This is a genomic window from Methylocella sp. (assembly GCF_041905455.1).
In the GTDB taxonomy this organism is placed as follows: domain Bacteria; phylum Pseudomonadota; class Alphaproteobacteria; order Rhizobiales; family Beijerinckiaceae; genus Methylocapsa.
In genome coordinates this window covers 153,922-168,059 of the sequence record NZ_JAYRLA010000004.1, presented here as the reverse complement: position 1 = coordinate 168,059, position 14,138 = coordinate 153,922, and the positions used below count along the sequence as shown (strand labels likewise).

16 protein-coding genes are annotated in these 14,138 nt (G+C 71.0%); 9 read left to right on the top strand and 7 right to left on the bottom strand.

The annotated features are described in order from the left end of the window. Window positions 1-207 precede the first annotated feature (207 nt). Complete coding sequence (sseA, locus tag ACE3OG_RS05350; protein WP_374306550.1) at window positions 208-1,065, bottom strand: 3-mercaptopyruvate sulfurtransferase; 858 nt, start codon at window positions 1,063-1,065, stop codon at window positions 208-210. Window positions 1,066-1,270: 205 nt separating this feature from the next. Here sseA and ACE3OG_RS05345 point away from each other — a divergent pair, with 205 nt between their 5' ends. Next, window positions 1,271-1,528: a hypothetical protein gene (locus tag ACE3OG_RS05345; protein WP_374306548.1), complete on the top strand. Its 258-nt coding sequence runs from the start codon at window positions 1,271-1,273 to the stop codon at window positions 1,526-1,528. Between the two features lie 6 nt (window positions 1,529-1,534). Here ACE3OG_RS05345 and ACE3OG_RS05340 read toward each other — a convergent pair whose 3' ends face one another. Then, window positions 1,535-2,137 carry a DUF72 domain-containing protein gene (locus ACE3OG_RS05340; protein WP_374306607.1) on the bottom strand — a complete coding sequence of 201 codons (603 nt, stop codon included), beginning with the start codon at window positions 2,135-2,137 and terminating at the stop codon, window positions 1,535-1,537. Between the two features lie 188 nt (window positions 2,138-2,325). Between ACE3OG_RS05340 and ACE3OG_RS05335 the strand changes: the two genes are divergently transcribed. The 7 genes from ACE3OG_RS05335 (at window position 2,326) to ACE3OG_RS05305 (ending at window position 8,911) form a co-directional block, all read left to right on the top strand. Next, window positions 2,326-2,511, top strand: a complete 186-nt coding sequence (locus ACE3OG_RS05335; RefSeq protein ID WP_374306546.1) for a PepSY domain-containing protein — start codon at window positions 2,326-2,328, stop codon at window positions 2,509-2,511. A 106-nt stretch (window positions 2,512-2,617) separates the two neighbouring features. Next, on the top strand, window positions 2,618-3,328 hold the full coding sequence (locus ACE3OG_RS05330) for a response regulator transcription factor (RefSeq protein WP_374306544.1): 711 nt from the start codon (window positions 2,618-2,620) through the stop codon (window positions 3,326-3,328). Next, window positions 3,325-4,767 (top strand): ATP-binding protein, encoded by a 1,443-nt coding sequence (locus tag ACE3OG_RS05325; RefSeq protein WP_374306542.1) that lies wholly within the window; start codon window positions 3,325-3,327, stop codon window positions 4,765-4,767. Before ACE3OG_RS05330 ends, ACE3OG_RS05325 begins: the two co-directional genes overlap by 4 nt. Window positions 4,768-4,840: 73 nt before the next feature. Beyond that, window positions 4,841-5,962 (top strand): c-type cytochrome biogenesis protein CcmI, encoded by a 1,122-nt coding sequence (gene ccmI / locus ACE3OG_RS05320; RefSeq protein WP_374306540.1) that lies wholly within the window; start codon window positions 4,841-4,843, stop codon window positions 5,960-5,962. 7 nt (window positions 5,963-5,969) lie between these two features. Further along, the gene (gene ccmE, locus ACE3OG_RS05315) at window positions 5,970-6,446 is read left to right on the top strand and encodes a cytochrome c maturation protein CcmE (RefSeq protein ID WP_374306538.1); all 477 of its coding nucleotides are present in this window, start codon (window positions 5,970-5,972) and stop codon (window positions 6,444-6,446) included. A 7-nt stretch (window positions 6,447-6,453) separates the two neighbouring features. After that, complete coding sequence (locus tag ACE3OG_RS05310; protein WP_374306536.1) at window positions 6,454-8,442, top strand: heme lyase CcmF/NrfE family subunit; 1,989 nt, start codon at window positions 6,454-6,456, stop codon at window positions 8,440-8,442. 4 nt (window positions 8,443-8,446) lie between these two features. Continuing rightward, complete coding sequence (locus ACE3OG_RS05305) at window positions 8,447-8,911, top strand: cytochrome c-type biogenesis protein (RefSeq protein ID WP_374306534.1); 465 nt, start codon at window positions 8,447-8,449, stop codon at window positions 8,909-8,911. Here the strand turns inward: ACE3OG_RS05305 and aat are convergent. Continuing rightward, a complete protein-coding gene (gene aat / locus ACE3OG_RS05300) occupies window positions 8,908-9,591 on the bottom strand; it encodes a leucyl/phenylalanyl-tRNA--protein transferase (RefSeq protein WP_374306532.1) in 684 nt (227 codons plus the stop codon). The two genes, ACE3OG_RS05305 and aat, sit on opposite strands and share 4 nt — an antisense overlap. A gap of 215 nt (window positions 9,592-9,806) precedes the next feature. On the opposite strand from aat, the gene ACE3OG_RS05295 reads away from it, so the two are divergent. Further along, complete coding sequence (locus ACE3OG_RS05295) at window positions 9,807-10,325, top strand: transposase (RefSeq protein ID WP_374306530.1); 519 nt, start codon at window positions 9,807-9,809, stop codon at window positions 10,323-10,325. A 12-nt stretch (window positions 10,326-10,337) separates the two neighbouring features. Here ACE3OG_RS05295 and ACE3OG_RS05290 read toward each other — a convergent pair whose 3' ends face one another. The 4 genes from ACE3OG_RS05290 to ACE3OG_RS05275 form a co-directional block, all read right to left on the bottom strand. Continuing rightward, window positions 10,338-11,222, bottom strand: coding sequence for a neutral zinc metallopeptidase (locus tag ACE3OG_RS05290; RefSeq protein ID WP_374306528.1), 885 nt, complete (start codon window positions 11,220-11,222; stop codon window positions 10,338-10,340). 104 nt (window positions 11,223-11,326) lie between these two features. Further along, window positions 11,327-12,148 (bottom strand): uracil-DNA glycosylase, encoded by an 822-nt coding sequence (locus tag ACE3OG_RS05285; RefSeq protein ID WP_374306526.1) that lies wholly within the window; start codon window positions 12,146-12,148, stop codon window positions 11,327-11,329. A 62-nt stretch (window positions 12,149-12,210) separates the two neighbouring features. Then, on the bottom strand, window positions 12,211-13,170 hold the full coding sequence (locus ACE3OG_RS05280) for an L-threonylcarbamoyladenylate synthase (protein WP_374306524.1): 960 nt from the start codon (window positions 13,168-13,170) through the stop codon (window positions 12,211-12,213). A gap of 24 nt (window positions 13,171-13,194) precedes the next feature. Continuing rightward, a complete protein-coding gene (locus ACE3OG_RS05275) occupies window positions 13,195-14,133 on the bottom strand; it encodes a hypothetical protein (RefSeq protein WP_374306523.1) in 939 nt (312 codons plus the stop codon). Between the last annotated feature and the right edge of the window lie 5 nt (window positions 14,134-14,138).

Sequence of the window (14,138 nt, the reverse complement as noted above, 5' to 3'; positions counted from 1 at the left end):
GACGCCTGCGTCGGCCGACTCCGCGTCCTGCGATCGCAGGACGCTCCACCATAATGCGTCAAGAATGCAGGAACCCCATCAGGAGTTCGCTCAACTTGCGCTTAAACTGATGATAGCCCAGCCTTTTGAGCCGTCAAGCGCTTTCCCGGCGCGCGCGGTCAAATAGCCGCGCGGCGCGCGACGCGGCCGTTTGCGCTGGGAAGGAAATCAGCGGAGGCCGTCGGCAGGTCCCGTCGCGACCGGGAGATCGGAGCGTCCGCCCCATTCGCTCCACGAGCCGTCATAGATCGCGACGTCCGTCTTGCCGAGGCTTTCGAGGGCGGCGACGAGGATCGCCGCGGTCACGCCCGATCCGCAGGTGGCTATCGCCGGCCGCGAGAGATCGACGCCGGCTTTTGCGAAAGCCGCGCGAATGTCCGTCTCCGGCTTCAGGCGGCCGTTGGCGGCGACTTCGGTCCAGGGCGCGTTGCGGCTGCCCGGCACGTGGCCGGAGCGCAATCCGGGCCGCGGCTCCGCTGCGGCGCCGGTGAAGCGCGCGGCGCCGCGCGCGTCGACGATCACGGCCGATTTCGTCTCGCTCGCTTTGAGCACGTCGCCCGCGGCGGCGACGCGGGAGCGGTCGAGCTTCGCGTTGAAGACGCGCGGCGCGGGGAGCCGCTCGCCTTTTTCGAGAAGCCGGCCTTCCTTGCGCCATTTGGCGAGGCCGCCCTCGAGCATCCTGACGTTCTTCGCTCCGAAAATCTTGAAAGTCCACCACACGCGGGCCCCGCCGACGAGGTCGGCGTCGTCGTAGACGACGATGGTCATATTCTCGGAGACGCCGAGCGTTCCGACGGCGGCGGCGAAGCTTTCCGCGCTCGGCAGCATGTGCGGAAGCGCGGTCGAATGATCGGCGATCGCATCGAGGTCGAAGAACACCGCTCCGGGGATATGGCCGGCGGCGAACTCGGCGCGCACGTCGCGCTGCTCGGCCGGCATGAAGAAGCCGCCGTCGACGATGGCGACGTCGGAGGAGCCGAGCCGCTCCGCGAGCCATTCCGTGGTGACGAAGAGATCAGCGCCCAAGACATTCTCCCTTCGCGATCAGGCGACGCGAGCCGCCGCGCGGGGCTTCGCCCGCGCGCCCAGATGTAGATGGGCGGCGGCGATCTTCCAACAGCAAAGTCTGGACGCAGGCCTTCGCCTCGCGCCCGAACCATTTTGGCGGGGAGGGATTAAGGCGCGGAACGGCGATCGGACGGTCGCCGTGCGTCACTGAAGGGAGCCTTCCATGAAAATGAAACTCGCGCTCGCCGCGGCCGTGATCGCGTTTTCGCCCGCCGCCTTCGCGCAGACGTCGTCGGACACCGGCCGCGGCGCCGGCGACACGCAGGTCGGCCCGGCCTCCGAGAATGGCGACAATTCGACCAGCCACACCAAGGAGCCGGGCGCGATGGGCCGGTCGGCCTATCCCGACAGCGCGCGACCGTCCTCCGGCGCGCCGAGCCCCGAGAGCGCGCCGCCGAACGCCGCCATGCCAGGCCGCTGAGCCTCCTCAGGGCGCTTCGCCCAGCAGCGAGGCGAGGCGAAGCGCGTCGCGGATCGCCTCGCCCTCGGCGGTGTTGTCGAAAACGCACCATGTCGGAACGGCCGCGGCGCGAGCGAGAACGACGGCGAGCGCGCGCAGGCGCTCCTCGCCATACGCCGAATAATAGGTCTTCGGCGAGCCGTGCAGGCGAAGATAGACGAGGCCGCGCCAGCCGGCGGAATCGTCCGCTCCGGGCGCCGGCGGCGGATCGGCGCCGACGCGGGCGACGCGGAAGGTCTGTAGCGTCGCCTCGACGAGCGGCGCGAACCAGCTCGGATGGCGCGGCTCGCAGACCATGTCGCCGTCATAGAGTGCGCGCGCCGTCTCGAAAAAAGCCGCCGCCTGCGCGTCCCGAAAGGGCAGGCTGGGCGGAAGCTGAAGCAGGAGCGGCCCGCGCTTTTCTCCAAGTCTCGCCGTCTCGTCGAGGAAGCGAAGAAGAGGCTCGCGCGCGTCGACGAGGCGGCGTCGGTGGGAGATTTCGCGCGGGATTTTCACGGCGAAGCTGAAATCGGGCGGCGCGGCCGCGGCCCAGCGCTCATAGGTCCGTTGGCGGTGCGCGAAACGCCTCAGGCCGCGCGCCGTTCATCGGGCGTTCACCTCTTCGCACGCAGCGTGGCCGCATGAGGGCGACGCTTCTGACGCTTGGTTGTTTCGCGGGCCTGTGCCTCGCCTCGCGGGCGGACTCCCTTCAATGCTTTTCGCCGGGCGAGACGCGCGAGAGAATCCGCGCCGAAGGGCTTGCCGAGCCGTTCGGCCCGATGCAGAAGGCCGCGGCGCATCTTCAGGCGGAGGCGCTCGGGGCGAGGCTCTGCCGCGGAGAGGACTCGCTTGTGTATGAAGTCAATCTCCTGCGGCGGGACGGAAAGATCATCCGCGCCGTGATCGACGCCCGCAGCGGCCAGATTCTCGACACGAAGAAAAAGGAGGAACCTCGTGCGCGTTGAAGGCGGCCGGCGCGGCGCTCGCGCCGGCATGTGCGCTCGCGCGCATCGCGCGCGCCCCGCCACCGTCGAGAGATGGCGGGGGATCGCGCGCCCGGAGGCTTGAGGAATGCGGCTGCTCGTCGTCGAGGACGATTCCGATTTGAACCGTCAGATCGCCGGAGCGCTCGAGCGCGCCGGCTACGTCGTCGATCGCGCCTTCGACGGCGAGGAGGGCTGGTTCCTCGGCGACACCGAGCCCTATGACGGCGTGGTGCTCGACGTCGGCCTGCCCAGGAAGGACGGGGTCTCCGTCCTCGTCGACTGGCGCGCCGCCGGCCGCGCGATGCCGGTCCTGATCCTGACGGCGCGCGACCGCTGGGGCGAGAAGGTGCAGGCTTTCGACGCCGGCGCGGACGACTATCTGACCAAGCCCTTTCATATCGAGGAGCTTCTGGCGCGCCTGCGCGCCCTGATGCGCCGCGCCGCCGGCCATGCGACGAGCGTCTTCGCCTGCGGCCCGGTCAAGCTCGACGAGCGGGCGGGCAAGGTCCTCGTCGACGGCGTCGCCGTGAAGCTCACCTCGCACGAATACCGGCTGCTCGCCTATCTCATGCACCATCAGGGCAAGGTCGTCTCGCGCGCCGAGATCGTCGAGCATCTCTACGATCAGGACTTCGACCGCGACTCCAACACCATAGAGGTCTTCGTCGGGCGCCTGCGCAAGAAGCTCGGCGTCGAGGTGATCCGCACCGTGCGCGGCCTCGGCTACGTCCTCGAGGCGCCGGGCGAAAGCGCGTCCGGCCAGCGCCGGCCGGCGGACTCGTCGCACGGCGCATGACGCTGAAGCGCGCCGCGCGTCGTTTCGCGGCCGGCTTTCGCCGCCTGTCCATCGCGCAGCGGCTGTTCGTTTCGGCTGCGGCCTTGAGCTTCGCCATTCTGTTCGTCGCCGGGGCGCTGCTGACGGCTGTCTATCGGCAGCAGGCGGAGCGCAATTTCGACGACCGGCTCAACGTCTATCTGCGCGCCCTCATCGCCGACATCGCGAACGCCGCCGAGCCCGCGCGCATCGGCCCCGACCAGCTGAGCGATCCGCAGTTCCTGATCGCCCTGTCCGGATGGTACTGGCAGATCACCCGGCTCGACGGCGACCGCGGCGAGATCGCGAGCTCGCGCTCGCTGTTCGCCGCGCGCCTGCCGCAGCTTTCCTCCATCGGCGTTCCGGTCGGCGTCGGCGGCGCGCGCCAGGGCGTCGTCGAGGGACCTGACCAGCGACGCCTGCGCGTCGTCGAGCGGATCGTCGACGCGGGCGATTCCGGCATCTATCTCGTTCAGGTCGCCGGCGCGATGACCGAAATCGACGAAGCGATCGCGAGGTTCGAGGCCTATCTCGTCGCCACTTTCGCGCTGCTCGCCCTCGCTCTCGTCGGATCGACGGCGGCGCAGCTGCGCTACGGGCTCGCGCCCCTGCGCCGCCTGCGCGACGCGGTGGCCGCGATCCGACGCGGTGAGTCCGAGGCCATCGGCGGCGCCTATCCGCCGGACATCGCTCCGCTCGCGGGAGAGCTCAACCTTCTGATCCTCGCCAACAAGGAGGTCGTCGAGCGCGCGCGCACGCAGGTCGGCAACCTCGCCCACGCGCTGAAGACGCCGCTCAGCGTCATCGTCAACGAGGCGGCCGCCGAGCGCGGGCCGCTCGCCGACAAGGTCGCCGAGCAGGCGGGAGTCATGCGCGATCAGGTCGGATACTATCTCGAACGCGCGCGGGCGGCCGTGCGGGCGGGGACGCTGACGGGATCGGTCGAGGTCGCGCCCGTGGTCGAAAGCCTGCTCGGCGCCTTCCGCAAGATCTACGCCGAGCGGGCGATCGACTTCGCCTTTCGCGTCGAGGCGCGCGAGCGCTTTCAGGGCGAGCGGCAGGACCTTGAGGAGATGATCGGCAATCTGCTCGACAACGCCGGCAAATGGGCGCGCGGCGGGGTCTCCGTCACCTTGCTTGGCCGGGAGATGGATCAGGAGAGGGATGAGGAGGAGCCCGAGGCGGCGCGCGCGTTCTTCCGCGTCGCGATCGACGACGACGGCCCCGGCCTGCCGGAGCATCAGCGCGAGGAGGCCATCGCGCGGGGCAGGCGCCTCGACGAGACGAAGCCCGGCTCCGGACTTGGCCTCTCCATCGTCGTCGACCTCGCCGCGCTCTACGGCGGCGGCCTCGAGCTGTCGGAAAGCCCCGCCGGGGGGCTTCGCGCCGAGCTGACGCTGCCGGCGGCGCCGCGCGGTTGAGCCGCGGGCGGCCAACGCCTTCGTGACGCAAAGACCCTTTGCAAGCCCTTGCCCGCGCCACTATGAAGACGCGATGTTGTGGGTCGTCCTCGCGCTTTTGTCGGCCGTCGCGCTGCTCGCCATTTGCTGGCCGCTGATCCGGCCGCCGCGCGCGCTCTCGCGCGGGCAGATCGACGTCGCCTTCTACAAGGCGCAGCTCGCCGAGGTCGATCGCGACGCGGAGCGCGGACTTCTAGCGCCAAAAGAGGCGGACGGCGCGAGGACAGAGGCGGCGCGCCGTCTCATCGCCGCGGCGGAGGCGCCCGAGGAGATCGCCCCGGGCCGCTCGCGCGCCGTTATGGCCATTCTTGCGACGGCCGCGCTCGCGCCCGCGTTGGCGCTCGGCCTCTATGCGGCGATCGGACGCCCGGGAATGCCCGACCTGCCGCTCGCCGCCCGGATGAGCAGACCGGCGAACGAGATCGACGTCATGGCCGCGATCAGCAAGATCGAGGCGCATCTCGCCGGCAATCCCGACGACGCCAAAGGCTATGCGCTCCTCGCGCCCATCTACATGCGCCTTGGGCGCTATGAGGACGCCGCCAAGTCCTTCGCGGCGCTGCGCCGCCTCAAGGGCGATTCCGCCGAGCTCGACTCGCTCGAAGGCGAGGCGCTGGTCGCCGCCGCCGACGGCGACGTGAGCGATCAGGCGCGCAAGCTGTTCGAGGCGGCCGTCGCCGCCGACCCGAAATCGTTCCGGGCGCGCTTCTATCTCGGCCTCGCCGCCGCCGCCGCGGGCGAGAAAGACGAGGCGCGGCGCATATGGGGAGCGCTGCTCGCCGATGCGCCCGCCGACGCGCCCTTCGCGCCGGCGGTGCGCGCGCGTCTCGCCGCACTCGACGGGCAGGCGATCGGCGCGGCGCAGGCGGCCCCCGGACCCGCGGCGTCGCCGGAGCGCGCGGCGCAGATCGCCGGCATGGAGGGGCCGCAGCAGCAGGCGGCGATCCGCGCCATGGTCGACCGGCTCGCCGCCCGCCTCGCCGAGAGCGGCGGCGGCGTCGACGACTGGACGCGCCTCGTGCGCGCCTATGTGGTGTTGCAGGATCAGGCCAAGGCGCGCTCGGCGCTCGCCGACGCCAGGAAGAACCTCGCCGGCGACTCGAAAGCGGGCGCGCGCATCGACGCGCTGGCGCGCGAACTCGGCCTTGAAGGATGACGGCCAGATGACGCGCAAGCAAAGACGCCTCGCCCTGATCGCCAGCGGCCTCGTCGTCGTCGGCCTCGCCGTCGGCCTCGCGAGCTTCGCGCTGCGCGACAATATCGTGTTCTTCTATTCGCCGAGCGAGCTCGCCGCAAAGCCGGCCGCCGCCGCGGGCGCGCGGCTGCGCGTCGGCGGCCTCGTCAAGCAGGCCTCGCTCCAGCGTGAAGGCGGCCAGACCGTGCGCTTCGTCGTCACCGACATGAAGAACGACGTTCCCGTCACCTATACGGGGCTGCTGCCCGACCTCTTCCGCGAGGGCCAGGGCGTCGTCGCCGAGGGCGCGCTGCGGCCGGACGGGCTGTTCCACGCCGACAGCGTGCTCGCCAAGCACGACGAGCGCTACATGCCGCGCGAGGTCGCCGACGCGCTCAAGAAGCAGGGCGTGTGGCAAGAGGGTGGGGCGACGCAGGGCGGCGCCGCGGCGTCGGCCGAGAAGTGAGGCGCGCATGATCGTCGAAAGCGGCCATTACGCCCTCGTCCTCGCGCTGGCCCTGGCGCTCGTCAATTCCGCGCTGCCCGTCTGGGGCGCCGCGCGGGGCGACCGCAGGCTGATGGCGGTGGCTCCGCCCGTCGCCGTCGCGAGCTTCCTGCTGGTCGGCTACGCCTATTTCGCGCTGACCTACGCCTATGTCTCCTCGGACTTCTCGCTCGCCAACGTCGTCGAGAACTCCCATTCGGCCAAGCCCCTGATCTACAAGATCAGCGGCGTCTGGGGGAACCATGAGGGCTCGATGCTCCTGTGGACCCTCGTGCTCGCTCTGTTCGGCGCGGCGGTCGCCCTCTTTTCCGCCTCCATGCCCGACGACTTCCGCGCCAACGCGCTCGGGGTTCAGTCGTGGATTTCCGCTTCCTTCCTCCTTTTCATCCTCCTGACCTCGAACCCCTTCGCGCGGCTCGGCGCGCCGCCGGCGGAGGGCAACGACCTCAATCCCCTGCTTCAGGACCCGGGGCTCGCGATCCATCCGCCGCTCCTCTACCTCGGCTACGTCGGGCTCTCGATCGCCTATTCCTTCGCCGCCGCGGCGCTCATCACCGGACGCATCGACGCGGTCTTCGCGCGCTTCCTGCGGCCCTGGACGCTCGCCGCCTGGATCTTCCTGACGCTCGGCATCGCCATGGGCTCGTACTGGGCCTACTACACGCTCGGCTGGGGCGGCTTCTGGTTCTGGGACCCGGTCGAGAACGCCTCGCTGATGCCCTGGCTCGCGGCGACCGCGCTGCTGCACAGCGCCAGCGTCATGGAGAAGCGCGAGGCGCTGAAGGTCTGGACGATCTTCCTTTCCATCCTCGCCTTCTCGCTGTCGCTGATCGGCACCTTCCTCGTGCGCTCCGGCGTGCTCACCTCGGTCCACGCCTTCGCCACCGATCCGACGCGCGGCGTGTTCATCCTCGCCATCCTCGCCTGCTTCATCGGCGGCTCGCTCGCCCTGTTCGCCGTCCGCGCCGGGACGCTGAAGCAGGGCGGCGTGTTCGCGCCGATCTCGCGCGAGGGCGGGATCGTGCTGAACAACCTCATCCTGTCGACCGCCTGCGCGACCGTCTTCGTCGGCACGCTCTATCCGCTCGCGCTGGAGGCGCTGACGGGCGAGAAGATTTCGGTCGGGCCGCCCTTCTTCAACCTCACCGTCGTCCCGCTCGTCCTGCCGCTGTTTGTGCTGATCCCGTTCGGCCAGACGCTGGCGTGGAAGCGCGGCGACCTGCTCGGCGCGGCGCAGCGGCTGACTTACGCCGCGCTGGCCGGCTTCGTCGTCGCCCTTGCGCTCGCTGCGGTCCATGGCGGTCCGGCGCTGAGCTTCGTCCTCGGCGGCCTCGCCGCCTATACGATCGCCGGCGCCTTCGCCGACGTCGGCCGCCGCATGTTCGCCCGCCCGGCCGCCGGCGCGCTCTCGGCCGGCCTCGTCCTGACGCGCGCCGCCAGCCTTCCCCGATCGATGTTCGGAACCGCCTTCGCCCACGCCGGAATGGGCGTCACCCTGCTCGGCCTCGCCGCGACGGGATGGGGCGTCGAGAAGATCGTCACGCTGCGGCCGGGCGAGACGGTGGAGGTCGGCCCCTATACGCTCGTCTTCAGCGAGCTCGCGCGCCGCAAGGGACCGAACTATTCGGAGATCGTCGGCCCGACCGCCATCCTGTCGGGCCGGACGCAGGTCGCGGCGATCGAGCCTTCGCTGCGCTCCTATCCGACGCGCCGCACGACCCGCACCGAGGCCGGCATCGCGACCTTGAGCCTTGGCCAGGTCTACATGAGCATCGGCGCCCTCGAGGCCGACGGACGGGCCGACGCGCGCATCTTCTGGAAGCCTCTCGTGACGCTCATCTGGGGCGGGGCGCTCGTCACCGCCTTCGGCGGCGCGCTGTCGCTGAGCGACCGGCGCTACCGCATCGGCGTCGCGCGGCGCGCGCGCGAGGCGCCCGCCGCCGCGCCGGCGGAGTAGGGCGATGCGACGCTTCCCCGCGCTCGCCCTCGCCGCCGCGCTGGCTCTCGCGCCGCTCGCCGCAAAGGCCGTCGAGCCGGACGAAATCCTCTCCGACGCGAAGCTCGAGGCGCGGGCGCGGGCGATCTCGTCCGGGCTGCGCTGCATGGTGTGCCAGAACGAATCGATCGACGAATCGCACGCCCCGCTCGCCCGCGACCTGCGCCTTCTGGTGCGCGAGCGCCTTCGGGCCGGGGATAGCGACGATGAGATCCGCGCGTATCTCACGCGCCGCTACGGCGACTTCATCCTGCTGAAGCCGCCGCTCAAAGCCGAAACATTGGCCCTGTGGGGCGCGCCGCTCATCGTCCTCGTCGCTGGAGCTGCGGCCATCGTCGCGCACCTGCGACGGCGGGCGCCGGCTGCGCCCGAGCCGCTCGAGGCCGGCGAGACGAAGAAGCTCGACGAAGTGTTGAAGCGCGACCTTTAAGCCGCGTCGCCGCGCGCCGGAAGCCCGGCGAGCGCCTCGGCGCCGCTGACGAGCCTCCCCTTGGGCCACGCCCAGAAACTGGCCGGCCGCGCGATGGCGTCGGCGAGCCGCCGGCGATATTCGTTCTTGGAGATCTCGACGGCGCCGAGCGATGCGAGATGGGGCGTCACGAACTGGGCGTCGAGAAGGACGAAGCCGCCCTTGCGCAGCCGGGCCGCGAGATGCGCGAGCGCCACCTTGGACGCGTCCGTCTTGCGGTGGAACATGCTCTCGCCGAAGAAGGCGGCCCCGAGATGGACGCCATAGAGCCCGCCGACCAGCTCGCCGTCGAGCCACGTCTCCACGGTGTGCACGCGCCCGGCGTCGAAGAGCTGCCGGTAGAGGCGCCTGATGCGGTCGTTGATCCAGGTCTTGTCGCGGTCCGGATAGGCGGCCGCGCAGCTCGCGATCACGGCGTCGAAGTCGTGGTCGACCCGCACCTCGAAGAGGTCGGAGCGGATCGTCTTGCGCAGGCTTTTGGAGATCATGATCCCGTCGAGCGGGAAGACGCCGCGCAGCTCGGGGTCGACCCAGAACAGGTTCGAATCCTCCGCGCTCTCGGCCATCGGGAAAAGGCCGATCGAATAGGCCCGCAGCAGGATGTCGGGGGTGATCTCGAACTGATCGCGCGCGCGGCTCATGGAGTCATTCGTCGTGGGAGCGGAACGTCCGCCGGAAGGGCGTCGTCCCGGGCGCCGCAAGAATGCGCCGGCGGCCCGGGACTCGCAATCGCCGCGTCGGGCCGGAAATCGGTCCGTCCCGCGCTTTCCCGAAACAGTCGCGCATATTCCGCTTCTTGAGATGAAAATGCGGCCTATAAGCCGAAGCCCGACCGCAAACGGACACGCCGACGCCGATGCTCTCCGCGATCGTCCTTTATGAAGAGAACGCCGCGCTCGACGGCGAGCCGGTCGAACGCATGGTGCGCTCTCTGGGTTCGCTTGTGCGCGCGAGCATCGACGGCCTGCTGCGGGACGTGCTGGTCGCCGGACCCGCGCGCGCCGGCCTCGACGTCGTCGCCGATCACGCCGGCTGCGGCCTCGTCGAGGCGAGCGGCGAGGCGCAATGGCTGCGCGCGGCGATCGAGGCGGCGCGCGAGCCGCATGTGCTGCTGCTTCGCGCCGGCTTCGCGCCGCAGCAGGGTTTCGTCGAGGAGGCCGGCGACCTTCTGCAGTCCGGGGCGGAGCGGGCGGCGATCCTGCGCGCGGCGCCCGACCGCTTTCTCGAGCGCCTGTTTCCGCGCGTCGCGCCGCTCGCCGGGCTCATCGCTCCGCGCGAGCGCTGTCTCAGGACGCCGGCGGCCGACGTGTCCGGCCTCGCGCAGGCGCTTGCGCCCGTTTCGACCATGCGCGCCTGCGCCCGCCGCGTGGCGTGACTGCGGCTGGCGTCACCTCGCGAAGGTGTTGCAGGCGTTCACCTCGCCGGACTTGAAGCCGGTGTTGAGCCACTGGACGCGCTGGGCGGACGAGCCGTGCGTGAAGGAGTCGGGCACGGCGTAGCCCTGCGCCTCGGACTGCAGCCGGTCGTCGCCGATCGCCTGCGCCGTGTTGACCGCCTTCTCGAAATCGCCGGGCTGAAGCATCTGGTTGCGCTTCTGCGCGTTGGCGGCCCATACGCCGGCGAGGCAGTCGGCCATAAGCTCGATGCGGACGGAGAGAGCGTTCGCTTCGGCCTTGCTCGACGCGCGCGCCTGCGCCGCCTGGACCTTGGGCAGGATACCGAGGAGGTTCTGGACGTGATGGCCGATCTCGTGGGAGATCACATAGGCGTAGGCGAAATCGCCGCCCCCGCCGAGCTTCTCCTTCATGTCGCGGAAGAAGCTGGTGTCGAGATAGACCTTCTGGTCGTTCGGGCAGTAGAACGGGCCCATCGCCGCGCTGGCCCCGCCGCAGGCCGAGCGCGTCGATCCGCTGTAGAGCACGAGCTTGGGCTTGACGTAGTTCACGCCGGCCTGGGACGGCAGGATGTCGGTCCACACGTCCTCGTTCTCGGCGAGGACGGCGGCGACGAACTGGCCCATCTGGTCCGTCGGGGTTCCTGCCGGCCGCGACGGCGCCTGCTGCGTCTGCGAGCCCTTCGTGGCGCTGTGGAACATCTCGGCGCCGCCGATGAGCAGGCGCGGATCGATCCCCAGCGCCCAGCCGATGACGCCGAGCACCACGATCGCGCCGATGCCGAGCCCGCGGCCCCCGCCGCCGCCCGCGTCGGCGTATTGCGAATCGCCGCGCCGGTCCTCGACGTTTTCGGACCGGCGAAAATTCTCCCATTCCATTGGCGCAGGCTCCGAACTTTTAACGAAGGCGGGCGAAGACGAGGACGAACAGCCGCAAACTCACTGTTTCTTGGACGAGAACGCGTAGCGCGGCAAGCGTATGGCTACTCTCCCGCGGGCTGTTCCGCGCGCAGGCGTTCGAGCTCGCGCGCGAGCAGGCGCAGGTCGCGCCACGCCAGCGCCTTCTGGGCGGGCTGGCGCAGAAGATAGGCGGGATGCAGCATGGCCATCGCCCTGATCGTCGCGTCGCCGTTCTGGTAGGAGAGCCAACGGCCTCTTGCGCGCGTTATGCCCTCTTTGATCCCGAGAAGAGTCTGGGCCGAGGGCGCGCCGAGGCAGATGAGCGCTTGCGGGCCGACGAGCTCGATCTGGCGCCTGGTGAACGGCAGGCAGGCCGCGGTTTCGAGGGAGGAGGGCGTGCGGTTGCCGGGCGGGCGCCAGGGAACGATATTCGAGATATAGACGTCCTCGCGGGCGAGGCCGATCGCGGCGAGCATCCTGTTGAGCAGCCGGCCGGCGCGCCCGACGAACGGGACGCCCTGCCTGTCCTCGTCTGCGCCCGGCGCCTCGCCGACGAACATGACCTGCGCGCCGGCGCGGCCGTCCCCGAACACCAGTTGCGTCGCCGTCGTTTTGAGGCCGCAGCCCTCGAAGCGTTCGAGCTCGGCGCGCAGCTCGTCGAGCGTCGCCGCGGCCGCCGCCGCCCGCGCCGCGTCGCGCGCCAGATTCTCGATTGAAGGCGCGCTCGCCGCCTGGCGCGGCGGGATGGGCGCGGTCGGCGAAGTCGGGACGACAGACGCCGGCGCGACGACAGGCGCGGCCTGCGGCCCCGCGTGGGCGAGATAGTCGCGCGGCTCCTCGCCGACGGCGAGGTCGACCCCCATGTCGGCGTACCAGCGCAGAAGGGCGAGAAGGCTGTCCGACAAGACTTGCAGTCTGGGTTGAAGCGGGCGGCCCTGAATATAAGGCTTCGGCGCGCTTTTTGCGACTACGGCCGGGGCGCGGCGGCGCGCGCGAGGCGGTCGTTGATCGCCTCGCCGAGGCCGCGGCGCGGGATCGGCGCGACGGCGATCGCGGCCGGCCCCGCGCTGTCCAGCGCGCGCAAATATGCGAACAGGTTGGCGCCGGCCTCCTCGAGGTTCGCGGAGGGCGAGAGGTCGATCACCGCGGGGCCTGCGGGAAAGCGCCCGCCGAAGTCGAGCGCGGCCTCGCCGGGGCGAAGGCTCGTCGCCTCGAGCCTGACCTGCGCGCGCGGCGCGTAATGCGAGGCGAGCGCGCCCGGCGCGAGGATTTCCCCGGCCGCCTGAGCGCGGAGCGGTTCGCCGAGCGCCGCCTCGATCGCGTCGCGGGCGAGGCCGCCGGGCCGCAGCAGCGTCGGCGCGTCGAGGCATGCGACGATGGTCGATTCGAGCCCGACCGCGCAGAGGCCGGCGTCGAGCACGAAAAGGTCCCGTCCAAGATCCTCGCGCACATGCGCCGCGCAGACCGGGCTGACGCGGCCGGAGCGGTTGGCCGAGGGCGCGGCGAGCGGGCGTCCTGTCGCGCGGATGAGCGCCAGCGCCGTCGGGTGGGCGGGCATGCGCAGGGCGAGGCTCGCGCGGCCGGCGCGGGCGAGCGCGCAGACCTCGCCCGCCGGCGCGGCCGGCAGGACGAGGGTGAGCGGCCCGGGCCAGAATTTTTCCGCAAGGCGCGTCGCCGCGTCGGAAAACGTCGCGTGCCGTCGCGCCTCCTCAAGGCTCGCGACATGGGCGATGAGCGGATTATGCGCCGGACGCCCCTTGGCGGCGTAGATCGCCGCGACGGCCGCCTCGTTCGTCGCGTCGGCGCCGAGACCGTATACGGTCTCGGTCGGGAAGGCGACGAGGCCGCCGGCCCGCAGGAGCCGCGCGGCGCGCGCGAGGGCGTCTGCGTCCGCGAGGGCGGGCGGAAAGGCGGGCGCGGCGGTCATGTCGCCAGATAGCGGACGCAGAGCCTATTTCGCAAGGACTTCCACATCCCGGTCGAGCGCCGATTCGACCTTGAACGTCGTCTGGAACACGCTGTCGTCGTGGCGGGCGATGGCGACGTATTCGCCTTCGGCCAGCACGATCGAGGGAAAGGCGCCGATCATCTCGCGGATCACGTCGCCGCCCGGCGTCAGGATCGTGAAGGAGGTGTTGGCGAGGGCGACGCCGGAAGGGCCGCTGACCAGCTTCAGGGTCATGGTGGCGGCGCGATGACGCAGCGAGGCGTCGATCAGCTTGCCCGCCGGCACCCTGAGATCGGCGCTGACGACCGAGTTGGTGGGCGTGACGACGCCGTTCGACTGGGCGTCCAGCAGGGTGGAGACGATGTGATAGGCGCCTTCCGGCAGGCCGATCGTCTCGCCCGACGTCAGCGTCGCCACCTGCTTGGCCTCGGAATTGGTCTTGTCCGGCACGAAGACGGCGATCCGCGTCCTGGCGGCGGGCAGCGGGACGTCGCCGAGCTGGTTCACGACGCGCAGCGCGCCGGCGTTCAGAGCGACGCGCTCGCCGACGCCGCGCCCGGCGATGACGACGCGCTTCGTCGCGCCGGCGAGGCCGAAGGCGGCGTGGACGATATAGGCGCCGTCCGGCAGAGTCAGCGCGGGCGTGGCGTCGGACGTGTCGGCGACGAGCGCATGCGAGCCGTCGAGCTCGGTCTTTTCGTTGAACACGCGCCAGCGCACGCCGGCGTGCAGCGGTTGCGCGTCGGCCGCGGACAGGACGGCGGTGAGATGCAGGACGGAGCCTTGCGCCGGCGCGGGTTCGGGCTTCGCCTGCGGCTCGCCGGCCGGCAGGCTGAGCGGCGGAAGATCGGCCGGAGACGGCGCGTCGTCCTCGGCGCGGGCGGGAGCGCCCGTCGCCGCCAGCAGGAGAAGAAGCGCCAGCGCCGCGCGGCGAAAGCGCATGTGGC